A 15,751-nucleotide genomic window follows, 5' to 3' on the forward strand; every position below is an offset into this window, starting at 1 on the left:
CCGCCGGACCGGATGGAACCATGCTCGACCGACGTGAGCGCACGCGTGAGCGCGATCAACTCGACGAACTGCTCGACGCCCTGCGCCAGGGCCAGGGCAACGACCCGCAGATCGGCTACCACGCCGGGCTCGCGGTGGAGCGCTGGCGGATGCCGCCGCGCATCCAGGTCACCGGCCGGGCGCACACCGGCCGCACTACCGTGCTGCACGCGCTGGCGCTGATGTCGGCGGTGGAGACCGGCCCGGTGGATGAACCCGGCCTGCCGGATCCGGTGCTCGACGGCGACATCATCGTCTACGTGCTCGCCGCCGCGCCAGGCCCGGCCGATGCGCGCATCATCGGCTCGCTGCCGCCGGACCGGACCATCGTCGTGCTCAACAAGGCCGACGCGGTCGGCGCTCGATGGGCCGATGCCGTCCTCGCCGCCGAACAGTACGGCCGCGAGCTCGGCCGCCAGGTGTTGCCCGTTGTCTCCTCGCTCGCGGTGCGCACCAGGGCCGGCGCCGTCACCGAGGCCGATCTGGCGACGCTGCGCAGGCATGCGGGCAATACCGATCCGGCCTTCACGCTCTCGCCGGACCTGTTCACCGCGCCCAATGCCGGCCCCGACGTCGCCGAGCGGACCCAGCTGTTGCAGCGCTGGGATCTGTACGGGGTCAACTGCGCGCTCACCGTGGTCCGGCATCAGCCGGAGATCACCGGCCAGGCGCTGTTGCAGATCTTGCACGCCGCCAGCGCCGTCGATCCACTGCACAAGCTGCTGCACCGCCGCTACGAGCAGGTCTCGGCCCAGCGCGGCGGCGAGCTGCTCGACGAACTCACCCGGCTGGCCGCGCGCGCCGTCCCCGGTGACGGCGGCCGCGCACGTGACGTCCTCGAGGACTACCTCTACGGCGACGATGCCCTGTGGACCGGTCTGTGTGCGGGCCTTGCCCATCCGTCGGTCGCGCATCTGGCCGCCGGCTATCCCTCGCCCGCGCCCGCCGATGCCGACGACGCCCTCGACCGGGCCGCGCGCTGGCGTTCGCTGGTCTCCAGCGATATGCCGCCGGCGGCTCGCCGCGCCGCGGTGCGGGTGCACAACGGCTACGTCCGGCTATGGGAGCGAATGAGCAGTGCCGGTCTCTGATCCCCCGGAACACCCCTCGCGCACCGATTCCGCCGCGTTGCCCGCGGCGCTGGAAGCGGTGGTGCAGCGATGGAATCCGCAGGGGATGGCGTTGCTGCGTGCCGTCAGCGGCAACGGCAACGCCTCCGGTGTGGTGCTGATCGGGCCCGATGACGCCAACACCACACTGCTCAGGACCGAACTGGCCCGCTTCGAACCGCATGTCGATCTGACCGATCCGGTCGCCGACGCCCGCGCCGCCGTCGAGACCACCTCACCGTCGGGTGACGCGCCCGCCGCGGTGGCGCTGATCCTGCTCGACGCGGGCACCACCCTCGGCGCCGGTGTCCTCGACATGGTGCGCGGGCTCCGCGCCGGCGGCACCAGGGTGCTGCTGGCCATGAACGGCATCCACGCTCATCAGGATTGGCGCGCGGTGCGCGAACGCGATCTGGCGCTACTGGCGGGCGTGGGCATCACCGATATCGATATCGTCCCGGTCTCGGCCCGCCTCGCGGTGGCCGCGCGCTCCTCCGGCGATACCGCCCTGCTGGATCGTTCCGGGCTGGCCGCGCTGCACGCGGAGCTCACCGCGGCCACCCTCGGCGCCGTCGGCGACGGCGCGGACCGGCTGGCCGCCGTGCGCACCAGGGTGCTCACCGACACCAGGGCCCGCATCGTCGAACAGGTCGCCGCGCTGCGCGCGGGTACCGCGGCGATGCGGTTGCGGGAAGAACGTGCCACCTTGCTCGCCGGCCGCGACGGCGGCAGGGCCGCGGCCATGTCCAACCTGCGCAGCCAGCTGCACCTGGCCCGGCTGGATCTGATGACCGAGGTGGGCGCCAGGGTGCGGGCCCTGCACACCGCGGCGCGGGCCGAACTCGACCGGCTCGGCCGCTCCGATATCGGCGACTATCCGGACCGGCTGCAACAAGCGGTGACCGAACTGGCCGCCGCCGTCGACGTCGATATCGAGCACCGGCTCGCGGAACTGGCCTCGCGCGTCGGCGGCCCCGATCCGGGCCCGGCGCGTCGCGATCCGCCGCCGCGAGTGGGCCCGGATCCCGAGCCGCGGCAGCGGGGTGTCGAAGATCACCTCATGATCGCGCTCGGCGCGTCGGCCGGTGTCGGCCTCGGCCGACTGGTGGTCTCGCCGTTCAGTCTGGTGCCCGCGCTGGATGTGGCGAGCGTTCCGGTGACGCTGCTGCTCGGCGCAGGCGTGGCCGCCTGGGTGGTGCGAGCGCGCGGCCAGCTCGCCGATCGCAATCACCTCCGGCAGTGGGTCTCCGATGCCCTCGTGAATGTAAAAGCCCAGCTCGAGCAGCGGGTCGGCACGGCAATGGTGGAGGCCGAATCGCAGTTGTCGGAGCGGGTGGTGCGGGCGAGCACCGAACGCATGGTGGAGGTGGACCGTAAGGCCGCCGAGCTGGAGGCCCGGCTGCGCCGCTATATCGCCGAACAACCCGGTCAGCTCGCGGCCTGTGAACGCGATATCGAGAGCATCGATCACTGGATGGCGTCGGCCGGACGTGGGACGAATGATCGGCAATGATCGGGGGTACCTATGAGGAACCCGATTCCGTACGGTTCGTCATATCGCGTTAACCTCTAGACAGGAACCTGGGCGTCCGCTTCGCCCTGTGCGCTGTCCAGCCGGCCGGCGCGATCGACGGGCTGTAGCGGGTGCCATCCAGCCAATGGTGGCGCTCGGTGGTTCGGGGCTGGTCACGCGCCGATTGGGCCAGGATCGAAACACCGCAGAACCGCCCATCTCAGGAGAGTTTTCATGACCTCAGCGACCATTCCTGGTCTTCGTGGATCCGACGGCAAAGCGCCGACCGAACACAGCGAACTGCTCACCTGGGTACAGGAAGTCGCCGAGCTGACTCAGCCTGATCGGGTGGTCTGGGCCGACGGTTCCGACGCCGAATGGGACCGTCTGACCACCCAGCTGGTCGAGGCGGGCACGTTCAAGAAGCTCGACGAGAAGAAGAAGCCCAACTCCTTCCTCGCGCTGTCCGACCCCTCCGACGTCGCGCGCGTGGAATCGCGCACCTACATCTGTTCCAAGACCGAGGCCGACGCAGGCCCGACCAACAACTGGGTCGACCCCACCGAGATGCGCGCCACCATGACCGAGCTGTACCGCGGCTCGATGAAGGGCCGAACCATGTACGTGGTGCCGTTCTGTATGGGCCCGCTCGGTGCCGAGGACCCCAAGCTGGGTGTGGAGATCACCGACTCGGAGTACGTGGTCGTCTCCATGCGGGTGATGACCCGGATGGGTGCCGCCGCGCTCGAGAAGCTGGGCACCGACCGCCCGTTCGTGAAGGCGCTGCACAGCGTCGGCGCGCCGCTGGCCGAGGGCCAGCAAGACGTGCCGTGGCCGTGCAATGACACCAAATACATCACCCACTTCCCCGAGGACCGCGAGATCTGGTCCTACGGCTCCGGCTACGGCGGCAACGCGCTGCTCGGCAAGAAGTGCTACTCGCTGCGCATCGCCTCGGCGATGGCGCACGACGAGGGCTGGCTGGCCGAGCACATGCTGATCCTCAAGCTGATCTCCCCGGAGAACAAGGCCTACTACATCGCTGCCGCGTTCCCCAGCGCCTGCGGTAAGACCAACCTCGCGATGATCCAGCCGACCATCCCCGGCTGGCGCGCGGAGACCCTCGGCGACGACATCGCCTGGATGCGTTTCGGCAAGGACGGCCGCCTCTACGCGGTGAACCCGGAGTTCGGTTTCTTCGGCGTCGCGCCCGGCACCAACCACAGCTCCAACCCCAACGCCATGGCCACCATGGACGCGGGCAACACCGTCTACACCAACGTCGCGCTGACCGACGACAACGACGTGTGGTGGGAAGGCCTGGAGGGCGAGCCCGATCACCTGATCGACTGGAAGGGCAACGACTGGTACCTGCGGGAGACCGAAACCCTCGCCGCCCACCCGAACTCGCGCTACTGCACCCCGATGTCGCAGTGCCCGATTCTGGCGCCGGAATGGGACGACCCGCAGGGTGTGCCGATCTCGGCGATCCTGTTCGGCGGCCGCCGCAAGACCACCGTCCCGCTGGTGACCGAGTCCTTCGACTGGCAGCACGGCGTTTTCATGGGCGCCACCCTGTCCTCGGAGCAGACCGCCGCCGCCGAGGGCAAGGTCGGCACCGTGCGCCGCGACCCGATGGCCATGCTGCCGTTCATGGGCTACCACGTCGGTGACTACCTGAACCACTGGATCAACGTCGGCAAGAACGCCGACGCGGCCAAGCTGCCGAAGATCTTCTACGTCAACTGGTTCCGTCGCGGCGACGACGGCCGCTTCCTGTGGCCCGGATTCGGCGAGAACTCCCGTGTGCTGGAGTGGATCGTCAACCGGATCGAGGGCAAGGCCGAGGCCGAGGGCACCGCGATCGGCAACGTCCCGACCGCCGCCCAGATGGATCTGGAGGGCCTCGACGTCGATCCCGCCGACGTCGACGAGGCGCTGAAGGTCGACGCCGAGGAGTGGAAGAAGGAGATCCCGCTCATCGAAGAGTGGTTCGAATTCATCGGCGACAAGCTGCCGTCCGGTGTCCGCGACGAGTTCGAGGCCCTCAAGCAGCGCCTGGGCTGAAACTTGCGGCGCCGCCTGCGGCGTCGCGTGTTCACGGCCCCCGGATGTCTCGCGTCCGCGCCACCGCTGCTTGGCTTCGGCGTACGCAGCGGCGGCGCAGGCGCGAGACGGGCCGCGAACTCTTGGGCTCGGTCTCGCTTCGCTCGAAAATGGGGGTGTGACCGGCCATAGGTTTCGACGCATGCCGTTGTTGTTTGGCGCGACGCGCGATGGGTACCTGTCCGTTGTGCCGAGTTGAGCCTGTTGTGTGGCTTATGCTTTGCGTGTTCTTCCGTCTCACGACAGCACAGTTCGACTAGTCAACTGATCGACTGAACTGCTTCCCCGATCCGCTCGTGGCGCGGGAGAACCGCCGCCGACGACGCGATCGCCGCGCGAGAGGGTGTGGAGCATGGCCGATGGGTACACCGGAACTCCGGTAGCCGAACTACCGACAGCGGCATTGCCGCACGCGAGCACACCGTTGCACCGGGCGGCGCGCCGGCTGCAATCGGTCCTGCCGCCCGGGTGGTGCGTCGAGGTTGTCGACCCGCCCGCATCCACGGATGATCCGCAATCGATTCTGCGCGTGATTCAGCCTCCGGAGTGATGGGCGTTCGCCCGTGCCCCGGAGGCTGATCCGTATCTCGTTCGTTGCCGGCCGCGGCCGGACTCGGTTGCGCTGCTAGCCGGTCCAGCCGAGCGGCATCAGTACCGACTTCTGCTCGCAGTACGCGTCGACCCCCTCGGGGCCGTTCTCCCGGCCGAGGCCGGAATTCTTGTAACCGCCGAACGGCGCGGTGGGATCGAACGCGTACCAGTTGATCGCGTACGTGCCGGTACGCACCCGCGCCGCGATCTCGGCGCCGTGCTCCACATCGCTGGTCCACACCGAGCCGGCCAGGCCGTAATCGGAATCGTTGGCCAGCGCGACGGCCTCGTCTTCGGTGCCGTACGGAATCACCGAAAGTACCGGCCCGAAAATCTCTTCCCGCGCGATCGTCGACGTGTTGTCGACGTCGGCGAAGATGGTCGGCTCCACGAACCAGCCCTTGTCCAGCCCCTCGGGCCTGCCGCCGCCGAGCACCAGACGCGCACCCTCGGCCTTGCCCTTGGCGATATAGCCCTCGACGCGTTCGCGCTGGCGCTGCGAGATCAGCGGGCCGAGCTGGGTGGCCGGATCGGTCGGATCGCCGACGGTCATGGTGCGCACATGCGCGACCAGTGCGTCGATGATCTCGTCATAGTGGCTGCGCGGGGCCAGGATTCGGGTCTGCGCGACACAACCCTGGCCGGTGTTCATCAGCCCGGAGAACGCGAGCGAGGGGATGCTCGCGGCAATGTCCATGTCCGGCAACAGGATTGCCGCCGATTTGCCGCCGAGTTCCAGCGAGACCGTCTTCAGCTGCCCGGTGGCGATGGCACCGATCTTGCGGCCGACGGCGGTACTGCCGGTGAAGGTCAGCTTGTCCACACCCGGATGCGACACCAGGTATTCCGAGGCCTCGGCCTCGGCCGGGAGCACCGACAGCACACCTTCGGGCAGGCCGGCCTCGGCGAAGATCTCGGCCACCTTGTTGGTGGTCAGCGGCGTCAGCGGGGAGGGCTTGAGCACAACGGTGCAGCCGGCGAGCAGCGCCGGGCCCAGCTTGTTGACCGCGAGGAACAGCGGCACGTTCCAGGCGGTGATGGCCGCGACCACGCCGCGCGGTTCCCTGGAGACCCGGGTGGTGCCGAAGACGCCGGTGCGCGTCTCGTTCCAGGGGAACGATTTGGCCAGGCCCGCGTAGTAGTCCAGGGCGGCCACGGCCGGGATCTGGTTGAGCGTGGTCGCCGCCATCAGCGGGGCGCCCATCTCGGCGGTGAGGGTGGCGGCCAGGTCGGCGCCGCGTTCCTCGATCAGGCGGGCCGCGCGGCTGAGCACCTGGGCCCGTTCCTCCGGCGGCGTCGACGGCCACGGACCCGAATCGAAGGCGGCGCGGGCCGCGGCGACCGCGGCGTCGACGTCGGCCCGGTCGACGGCGGGAACGCTGCCGACCGGCTCCTCGGTGGCCGGGGAGATGACCTGGATGCGCTCGGTGGTGGCGGGCGCGGTCCAGCGGCCGCCGATGAACAGGCTGTCGTAATCCATGAGAACACGTTACAGTTTTGTCGCCCCATTGTCTGTAACAGGTTTCAGTTCGATCTTGGCGCACTGCCATGAGCTGCGCGAATTCCGACCTGTCGGTTCGCTTTTCGTCAGAACGCACTATTGCGTTCTGTTGCTGGACAGTGGATGCTGTAGCTACTGATCAGCTCGCTCGACCCATCGAACCGATACCGCAATTGGGGAGTCCGATTCATGGCGGTGCAAGTGATCGGCCGGTCGTTGATGACCAGCGACCAGACCGAGCATCAAGCTAAGAGCGTTGGCAGCGGCGGCTGGGTAGTGTCGTTCCTACCCGGCCGCACCTTGACCATGGAGCAGGCAACCGCCGCCATGCAGGCCGCGGAGGCGGTCGCCATGGTCGGCACACTGGCCGATCTGGTCGGGTTGACCACGCTGGAGACCGTCGGCCTCGCCATGCGGGAATCTCCCTGGCAGGAAGCTCGGCACGGCACCAGGGCCCGGCGCCCGGCGCTGTGGGCGCGCTGACAAGCGATCGTTCGTTCCGCCGTTCGAGGGCGATGTTCAGTCCGGTTTGACCGCGACGACGACAAGGTTGCTGACCAGTAACTCGCGCAACCACGGAACACGAACCAGCCACCAGGCCCACCGCGGGTGATAGCGCGGAAACACCGCGAACACCTGCGCGGGCGTCCGCTGCGCCCACCGCAAACCGTCGGCGGCGCGCACGGCGAACATCGACCGGCCGAACCTGTTCTTGGGTTCGCGGCCGTGCTTGCGCACATACCGGCGCGCGGCGTACTCCCCGCCCAGGTAGTGCCACGGACCGGTCTCGTGCCCGCCGAACGGGCCGTGCCACACCGTGTAGGACAGCACGATCACCCCGCCCGGCCTGGTCACCCGCACCATCTCGTCGGCCATCAGCCACGGATCCGGCACGTGCTCGGCGACATTCGAGGAAAAGCAGATATCGACCGCGCCGTCGCGGAACGGCAGCGCCATCCCGGAACCGCGCACCGCGCCCGGCACCGTCAGCCCGGCCGCGTGCAGCTCCGAGGGGTCCGGCTCCACCGGGATGTACCTGGCACCGGTGCGGGCGAACTCGTCGGCGAAATAGCCGGGACCGCCACCCACATCGATAATGGTCGCGCCGGCCAGCTCCCTTCCGGTCACATCGGCATAGAAATCGCCGATCATGGCGGCGCTGTCGGTGGCGAGCCCGCCGTAGAACACCGCGGGCGCGGTCTGCTCGAAGCGGAAACTGCTCAGCAGCCGGATCGACCGGCGCAAGGTGGCGCGCTCGGCGAACCGCGGGCGGCGCCGCTCGGCCCGCGCGGCTGTGGGCACGGTCGGACGTCCCGGGCGCATCCGGGCCTGCGGGGACCACCGAGTCGTTCTTTCGGCTCTGAGCACGGCGCCGAGTCTCGCACAATCGGCCGCGTCGCCCGGTCGCGGCCGGGTCGGCAGCCGGTCAGGACCGGGATCGGACCACACCCGGAAGCCGTCCACTAGGGTGTACGACGATATCCGACGTTCCCGACGGGGACCCGACGACCGGAGAAGCTCGACCGTGCGCGAAGTCCTACTGCTCTGCTGGCGCGACACGGGGCATCCGCAGGGCGGCGGCAGCGAACGCTACCTCGAGCAGGTCGGCGCCCACCTCGCCGCCCGCGGCGTCAAGGTCACCCTGCGCACCGCCCGCTACCCCGGCGCGGCCCGCAGGGAAACCGTCGACGGCATCGACATCAGCCGGGCGGGCGGGCGCTACTCGGTGTATCCGCGCGCGCTCGCCGCCATCGCCCTCGGGCGCCTCGGCCTCGGGCCGTTGCGTGGCATCCGGCCCGACGCGGTGATCGACACCCAGAACGGCATCCCCTTCTTCGCCCGCGCCGCGAGCAAGGCGCCCTCGGTGGTGCTGGTGCATCACGGGCATCGCGAGCAGTGGCCCGTCGCGGGCCGGCTGGTCGGCCGGATCGGCTGGTGGATCGAATCGCGGCTCTCGCCCCGAGTGCATCGCGACAATCAATACCTGACGGTTTCGCTGCCGTCGGCAGAGGAATTGACAACTCTCGGCGTCGACGGATCGCGCATTGCGGTGGTGCGCAACGGCGCTGAACCTGTTCCAGTCGACGCCCCCACCGGCGCCGCCGAAACCCGCACCGCCGAGCCCAGAGTGGTGGTGCTGTCACGGCTGGTGCCGCACAAGCAGATCGAGGACGCACTCGCCGCCGTCGCGCAACTGCGCGGCCGGATCCCGGGCGTACAGCTCGACGTCATCGGTGACGGCTGGTGGGCCGACAACCTGAAATCGGTCGCGGCACAGCTGGGCATCGCCGACGCGGTCACCTTCCACGGGCACGTCGACGAACGCCGCAAACACGAACTGCTCGCCAGGTCATGGGTGCACGTGATGCCCTCGCGCAAGGAAGGCTGGGGTCTCGCCGTGATCGAGGCCGCCCAGCACGGCGTGCCGACCGTCGGTTACCGATCCTCGCGCGGGCTCACCGATTCCATCGTCGACGGCGTCACCGGTGTCCTCGTCGACGACGTCGACCAGCTCGCGGCATCGGTCGCCGAACTTCTCGACGATGCCGCCGCCCGCACCATCATGGGTGAGAAGGCGCGGGCGCGGGCGCGGGAGTTCTCTTGGGAGAGCACGGCTTCCGGGGTGTATCAAGTGCTGTCCGCGGTGGCGGACGGGCGCAAGGTCTCCGGGCTGATTCCGCCCGTCTGATGCGAGACCGGTGCCCGCGGACGCAGCGGTGATCCGAGCGGACGTCGGCACGTTCGGTTCGGCGCCGTGCGCGTCGTCGATACGGCTGCAGCGCGCGGGCCGGGCTGTGAGTTGGCCGGCCGTCAGATATTCAACGGCGCGGCGCCCGTAGGCGGATCGTGAGCAGGGGCGCGAACAGCAGCGTTGCCCAGAGTATGTGTGCGCCGATCACCAACTCGCGGTGTTCGGACGTGCGGTCGGCGATGACGCCGGGTACGCGATAGAGCGCGAGGTCAGGCGTGCTCAGCACGGGTTCCAGGTGCGCCAGCGTCGTTTTCGCCTCGCCTGTCGGGCCGGGTGTGCGGTGTTCGACCAGCACCCAGCCGACGCCGAGCGCCGCGAGTTCCTCGGGTGAGCCACCTTCCAGCAGCAAGTTCTCCACCTGCCGAGCGCGTGCGCCCTCGCCGGAGACCGTCTGCCCGCGCACCGGCAGTTCGCCGGTCTGCAACACATCGTTTGGCAGCATGCGCGGCGCCGGGTCGAGCACCGGCGCGGTGCCGCTGTACGGGAACCGGCGGAACATGCCGCCAGGCAAGACGGCCACGTCCCCCGGGTCATCGACTCGTTCCGCGGCCTCCTGCCAGGCCGCCGGATACCTCACCGCCCGCAGCTCGCCGCCGACACCCCAGGCCAGGTCTATGAGCGGGAGGATCAGGGCCGCGATGAACAGGGCAGCGATCGCGGTGAGCGCGGGGCGGGTCTCGGACGGTGCAGGGTTCGCAGCGGCATCGTTCGGCTCTGCTGGTGCTGCCGGCCCGGGGACCGGGTCTGGGCCGCCTCGCGTGTGCGCCGGTGCGGCGGAAGCCGAATCGGCCGAACCTGGTTCGCCGTCCGTATCGCCGACAGTGGACGCCGGTTCCGGGCCGGTGGCCTTCGCGCCACCCAGTCGGGGTGCCAGGGCCACGCAGCCGGCCGCGGCGCACAGGGCGTAGGCGGGCATCGCGAGGGCGACGTATTTCTGGGTGTCGCGCAGGAGTCCCGCGCCGGGCACCTCGACGACCAGCCATTCGAGAACATCCATCCCCCACGCGGTGGCGGCCAGGGCGGGCAGCAGCACCGCCGCGACCGCCAGACCGAGCAGCCTGCAGCCGGTGCGTGCGCTCGGGGTGGGCGGCGATCCGGTGCGGCGAAGCGAACCGCCGGCCACGGCCCGCACCCCGAAGGCCACCAGAACCAGCAGGATCGCGGTGCCGAGGACGGCGAGCGGTGTGGTGCGCGACCAGGGCACGGCGTCGGCGTTCCAGATGCCGCCGAGCCCGGCGAGGCTGCCGAGCGTGCCGAGGCCCGGTTCGGCGCGGGCGGCGAAGGCGGCGATACCGGCGGGGTCCGAGGGTTCGGTGCCGGCACCGGAGGCGACCGTGGCGACGAGCCAGGGCGCGGAGGCGGCCGCGAGCAGTAGCAGGACGCCGGGGAAATTGCGGCGTCCGGCGATGAGCAGGCCGACGATGCCGGCGAGCAGGGCGCCCGTCGGCGTCAGCCCGGCGGCCGCGGAACATGCGGCCAACGCGGCCCAGTCGCGGAACCCGGAGCCGCGGGTCGGCGCGGCGGCCGTGGGATCGGTCGAACGGTCCGTGTGGGCGCGGTCCGTGGATCGGCCGTCGTTTCGCCTGTCGACGCGCCGACGCAGCCGATGGGCCACTAGCGCTGTCCACGGCAGGGCCGCGTATCCCGTGAGCAGGCTCCAATGGCCCTGCAAGAGCCGTTCGGCGACAAAGGGATTCCATATCGCTACGGTGACGGCCACCAGCTGCGCCGCGACCGGAACCCGCAGCAACTCACGCGCCAGCACGGCCGCGCCGTACCCCGCTGCCCACAGCGCGGCCAGCAGGATCGCCTTCACGACAAGTCCGCCGTCCGCCACCGTCGACAGGGCCGCCAGCAGCGCATCCTGCGGGACGGCACGCGGAGCCGCATCACCCAATCCGAGTGCGGCATCGGTGAGATAGGACCGCGGCGTGCTCACCGCATCCCGCAACAGCAGATAACCGGGCGCGAGCAATGGCCCGGCGACGACCAGCGTCAGCAGCGCGCTGTACACCGCGGGAACGACCGCCGCCCATCGGCCGCCACGGCTCCGAGCACGCGCACTCACGATCGAGGGTCCTCGGCCGGTTGACGGGCGGCGGTATAGAGCACCAGCACCGCGACGATGACGGTGGTGGTGCCCGCGACGCCCGCGGCGGTGATGATGAGCGCGGGGACGGTGCGGGCGAAGGCAAGCATGAGGACGACCTCGAGGGCGAGGCCGAGCCAGGTGAGGCCGGCCAGGGCGGTGCGGTCGACGGCGATGGCCGACAGCAGCGCGCCTTGCAGCACCGCGAGAACGGCGCCGTGCAGGGCGAACAACCACAGCAACCCCTGAATCGGCGCATAGTCCTCACCGGCGAACAACGGCGCGAGCGGGGCTGCCACCGCCGCGCCGAGCACCGCGAGGACGCCGATGCCCGACAGCACCGCCAGCGCCGACCGGATCGCGCTCGCCGAGTGCCCGGGCTGGGCCATCCGTGGATACAGCACCATGCCGACGGCGGCGGGCAGCCAGAAGGCGATCTTGGTGGCCATGGTGGCCAGCGCGTACCGGCTGGCGTCGTCTTCGTTCAGCACGATGCGCACCACGATCAGATCCGCCGACGACAACGCCATCAACGCCGCCTGCACCTGCGCGGCCCGCACCACCGCGATCACGCCCGCGAACCCGGCGTTCGGGACCGGGGCGTCGAGATCCAGCGCCGCGCCGTCGAGTGCGGCGGGCGGCTCACCGTGTTCCGGCGCGACCGCCGCCTCCGCCGCAGGCCCGGCCACATACCGCGCGAAGAACGCCGCACCCGCGATGCCGAGCGCCGCCGCCCACAAGGCGGGCCCGGCACCCATTCCCAGCGCGAGGACCACGATCGCGGGCAGCACCCGCGCCACTCCGGCCGCGCCGAGCACCACGGCCAGTCCGCGAAACCGCCTGCCGCCCTGGAGAACGCCCTGCTCACCGGACAGCATCACCAGCGCGGGCGCGGCCATCAGCGCCGCCGCACAGGCCACCGGGCTCACCTCGAGCACCACGGTCACCACCGGGATCAATGCCGCTGCCACCGCCGCGACGATCACCGCGCACCGCCACTGCAACCCGCGCAGCGCTGTCACGCTCGCCCCGCGCACCAGTTCCCTGGCGACCACGTTCTGCAAGGCGAGCGCGGGCACCGCGCACAGCAGCTGCACCGCGAGCAGGCTGGCGAATTCGCTGTACCCGGCAACGCCGAGCCAGCGCCCGGCCAGCAGCTGGAGCAGATACCCGGCCACATTGGCCGTCATCGCGCCCGCCGTCACCAAGCTCAGATCCGCCACGACGGGTAGGCGACGAACAGCAGGCACGCCCGCCATCGTCGCACCCCTGGCCCCGGCCGCGCCCTTCCGCCCCCGATGCCGCGCCGAGGTCTCCCGAGAACGCCCACCGCGCGCACGGATCGGAGGCACTCTGCGCCCTCCGGTCAGAAGCGGCGGGGACCGCTCCGCACACAAAAAAACTCGGCTCCCCTGGCGTGATGCCGGGGGAGCCGAGTCGATCAGTGCGTGTTACCGCGAGCGATCAGGGCTTCTCGGGAAGCTTGATCGTCTCGGTCGGCGCGTCCGCGTCACCACGGCGCGGGCTCGACGGTGCGGTCGGTGCCGCGGGAGCCGGGCGACGCGGCGGCACACCGCCACGGCCGGCCGGAGCGCCGGCGCCACCACCGCGCACACCGAGCACGATGCCGGCGATCAGCGCGATCAGGCCGACGACACCGAGGATGATCGGCACGACGCGACCGAACAGCGACAGCTTGTCGATGTTCTCCTTGGCGACCGACAGCTGCGACTCGATGGTCGGCTCGTCGAAGGTCAGCGTCGCCTTCAGCGCGGTGACCTCGGGCTTGTCGCCGGTGCGGCCGTAGTACATGTGGATGGCCTCTTGGCCGTCGACCACGGTGCCGGTCTCCGGCTCGACGTACAGGTCACGGGTGTTGGTGTACCAGCGGAACATGGTGATGTCGCCTTCACCCTCCACGCCCCACTTGGCGGCGGGCAGGCTGAGCCGGTACGACGGGTTCTTGGTGGCGTCGTACAGGTTGGCCGGCTCGACGACCTGACGGAAGTGGTACACGGTGGTGCCGTTGATCTCGGTCTCCTCGATGAACTTGGCATCGGAGGTGACGCGGGCGGTCCGGTCGAAGTACGGGTAGTCCTTCTTCTCGGTGCCGATCGGGAAGCGGTACTGCAGGCCTTCCCGCTTGAACGGCTCGGCGACGCTCTCGCCTTCCTTGTTCACCGTGGCGGCGATGGACCCGTTGGGGTCCTCGTCCACCGGCTCGCCGGTCTTGCGGTCGATGGTGACCCGGTCGATCTCGGCGGTGAGCAGGCCGGTGTCGCCCTGCTTATCGGTACGCCGGAGCGTGGTACCCGCCTGGACGGTCATCTTCTCCGCGTCCGAGGGTTCCTCGACGGTCACGAATCGCTGGAAGACCAGGGGAACGTTCTGGTCGACCTTTGCCGAGCCCTCGGGGGCCGTCAGCGATTTGGCGTCGAGCACGAGGCTTTCCTGGCCTGGCACATTGGTGGCGATGGTGGTGATCTCGAGGTCGAGGGGAGTCTTCGCCATCTTGCTCAAGGTATAGGTCGGGATCATCAGCGCGGCCACGATGAGCAGCGCGCCGAGGCCTACGAGCAGGCAGGCAACCGTCCTTTTGGTTCCGGCACTCTGTGCCATGCAAAGTCTCCTCGTTGTAGAACACGGGTCGCTCCGTCGGTACTGTGGGCATGCCACAGCACTCGTGAGCCCCGACACTAACAGCCCGGTGATGAACCACGCCGTGCCGAGGCCGGAATCGGACCTAAAATCGCCCGAGTCTAGCGCGAAAAGTGAAATGTCGGATTCTCATGTCGAAATCCGCAGGGCAGACTGGACCCGATGATCGCCACCGCACCCACCACCACGGACGCCCCGGCTCGTCCGCGCGCCTTCCTGCCCGCATTGGAGGGCATGCGCGGTATGGCGGCACTGGGTGTCCTGCTCACCCATGTCGCCTTCCAGACCGCGGCGACCGGGATTCCGGTGCTCGGCCGGGTGCTCGAGCGCTTCGATATGGCGGTGGCGGTGTTCTTCGCGCTGTCGGGGTTCCTGCTGTGGCGCCCGCATGCGGCGGCCGCGCGCGGGCTCGGCACCGCCCCCGGAGTGGGCCGCTACCTGCGCCACCGCGCGGCCCGCATCCTGCCCGCCTACTGGGTGGTGGTGTGCGTGGTGCTGATCTTGCTGCCGAGTGCGGCCGATACCGCGGGTTTCCGGGTGTGGTTGTCGAATCTGCTGCTGTTGCAGGTGTTCATCCCCCTGACGCTGACCGACGGCTTGACCCAGATGTGGAGTCTGTCGGTGGAGGTGGCCTTCTATCTGGTGCTGCCGCTGCTGGCTTTCGCGCTGTCGGGTCTGCGCGGTTCGGCGGCGCTGGCGCGCATTCCGGCGGTGCTCGGGCTGGCGCTGATCAGTCTCGGCTGGAATTTCCTTCCGGTGCCGACTCCGGATGCCATTCACGCCGACAATTGGCTGCCGGGATATCTGCCATGGTTCGCCGCGGGCATGCTGTTGGCCGAAGTGATATTCGATAGTCGGCCGCTATCGCGCTTTCGCCGGGTCGCGGGAAATCAGCCCCTCATGTGGAGCGTGGCGCTGGTCGTCTTCCTGATCTCGGCGACGAACTTCGGCGGCCCCGCCGGGCTCACCCGCGCCGAGCCCTGGCAGTACGCGGCGAAGATGGGTCTGGGCGCGCTGATCGGATTCACCCTGCTCGCGCCGCTGATCCTGCGCGATGCCGAGAAGAAGCCGCATCGATGGCTGGAATCCGCCGCCTGCCAGGCGATCGGCCGCTGGTCCTACGGCATCTTCATCTGGCATCTCGCCGTGCTGTCGATCGTCTTCCCGGTCTTCGGCATCGTGCCGTTCAGCGGTGATTTCCTGCTCGTGCTCACCCTCACCATCGCGATCACCCTGCCCATCTCCGCCGCCAGCTATGCCCTGATCGAAGAGCCGGTGCGCCGTTACGTGCGCCGCCGCGAGCAGCTGGCAGCGGCGCGCAAGGCGGAGCAGACGGCCGACGCGTAGCGGTTACCGACGGCAATCGGCCCATCGCCGCGCCGCCGAACCCGTA

The 15,751-nt window shown here is 69.7% G+C and carries 11 protein-coding genes; 6 read left to right on the forward strand and 5 right to left on the reverse strand.

The features are described from left to right. Nucleotides 1-20 precede the first annotated feature (20 nt). The 3 genes from AC5W7N_RS05845 (at nt 21) to AC5W7N_RS05855 (ending at nt 4,728) form a co-directional block, all read left to right on the forward strand. Nucleotides 21-1,130, forward strand: coding sequence for a hypothetical protein (locus AC5W7N_RS05845; protein ID WP_495923371.1), 1,110 nt, complete (start codon nt 21-23; stop codon nt 1,128-1,130). Next, a complete protein-coding gene (locus AC5W7N_RS05850) occupies nt 1,117-2,661 on the forward strand; it encodes a hypothetical protein (protein ID WP_495923372.1) in 1,545 nt (514 codons plus the stop codon). The genes AC5W7N_RS05845 and AC5W7N_RS05850 overlap by 14 nt, the downstream gene beginning before the upstream one ends. Before the next feature lie 234 nt (nt 2,662-2,895). Beyond that, on the forward strand, nt 2,896-4,728 hold the full coding sequence (locus AC5W7N_RS05855) for a phosphoenolpyruvate carboxykinase (GTP) (protein WP_163814486.1): 1,833 nt from the start codon (nt 2,896-2,898) through the stop codon (nt 4,726-4,728). A 664-nt stretch (nt 4,729-5,392) separates the two neighbouring features. Here AC5W7N_RS05855 and AC5W7N_RS05860 read toward each other — a convergent pair. Continuing rightward, nucleotides 5,393-6,838: an aldehyde dehydrogenase gene (locus AC5W7N_RS05860; protein WP_163814487.1), complete on the reverse strand. Its 1,446-nt coding sequence runs from the start codon at nt 6,836-6,838 to the stop codon at nt 5,393-5,395. 210 nt (nt 6,839-7,048) lie between these two features. Here AC5W7N_RS05860 and AC5W7N_RS05865 point away from each other — a divergent pair, with 210 nt between their 5' ends. Then, nucleotides 7,049-7,342, forward strand: coding sequence for a hypothetical protein (locus AC5W7N_RS05865; protein ID WP_163814488.1), 294 nt, complete (start codon nt 7,049-7,051; stop codon nt 7,340-7,342). A 36-nt stretch (nt 7,343-7,378) separates the two neighbouring features. On the opposite strand, the gene AC5W7N_RS05870 is transcribed toward AC5W7N_RS05865, so the two are convergent. Next, complete coding sequence (locus tag AC5W7N_RS05870) at nt 7,379-8,182, reverse strand: class I SAM-dependent methyltransferase (protein WP_194989559.1); 804 nt, start codon at nt 8,180-8,182, stop codon at nt 7,379-7,381. Nucleotides 8,183-8,384: 202 nt separating this feature from the next. On the opposite strand from AC5W7N_RS05870, the gene AC5W7N_RS05875 reads away from it, so the two are divergent. Further along, complete coding sequence (locus AC5W7N_RS05875; RefSeq protein ID WP_163814489.1) at nt 8,385-9,548, forward strand: glycosyltransferase family 4 protein; 1,164 nt, start codon at nt 8,385-8,387, stop codon at nt 9,546-9,548. A 130-nt stretch (nt 9,549-9,678) separates the two neighbouring features. Here AC5W7N_RS05875 and AC5W7N_RS05880 read toward each other — a convergent pair whose 3' ends face one another. The 3 genes from AC5W7N_RS05880 to pgfA all read right to left on the reverse strand — a co-directional run bounded on the left by AC5W7N_RS05880 (nt 9,679) and on the right by pgfA (nt 14,319). Further along, nucleotides 9,679-11,679 carry a hypothetical protein gene (locus AC5W7N_RS05880; RefSeq protein WP_495923373.1) on the reverse strand — a complete coding sequence of 667 codons (2,001 nt, stop codon included), beginning with the start codon at nt 11,677-11,679 and terminating at the stop codon, nt 9,679-9,681. Then, nucleotides 11,676-12,959 (reverse strand): polysaccharide biosynthesis protein, encoded by a 1,284-nt coding sequence (locus tag AC5W7N_RS05885; RefSeq protein ID WP_495923374.1) that lies wholly within the window; start codon nt 12,957-12,959, stop codon nt 11,676-11,678. The genes AC5W7N_RS05880 and AC5W7N_RS05885 overlap by 4 nt, the downstream gene beginning before the upstream one ends. A gap of 205 nt (nt 12,960-13,164) precedes the next feature. Continuing rightward, nucleotides 13,165-14,319, reverse strand: coding sequence for a cell envelope lipid trafficking protein PgfA (pgfA, locus tag AC5W7N_RS05890; RefSeq protein WP_163814491.1), 1,155 nt, complete (start codon nt 14,317-14,319; stop codon nt 13,165-13,167). 201 nt (nt 14,320-14,520) lie between these two features. On the opposite strand from pgfA, the gene AC5W7N_RS05895 reads away from it, so the two are divergent. Then, nucleotides 14,521-15,705: an acyltransferase family protein gene (locus AC5W7N_RS05895; RefSeq protein WP_195020257.1), complete on the forward strand. Its 1,185-nt coding sequence runs from the start codon at nt 14,521-14,523 to the stop codon at nt 15,703-15,705. The last annotated feature ends 46 nt before the right edge of the window (nt 15,706-15,751 follow it).

This window comes from Nocardia sp. CDC519, assembly GCF_059509835.1.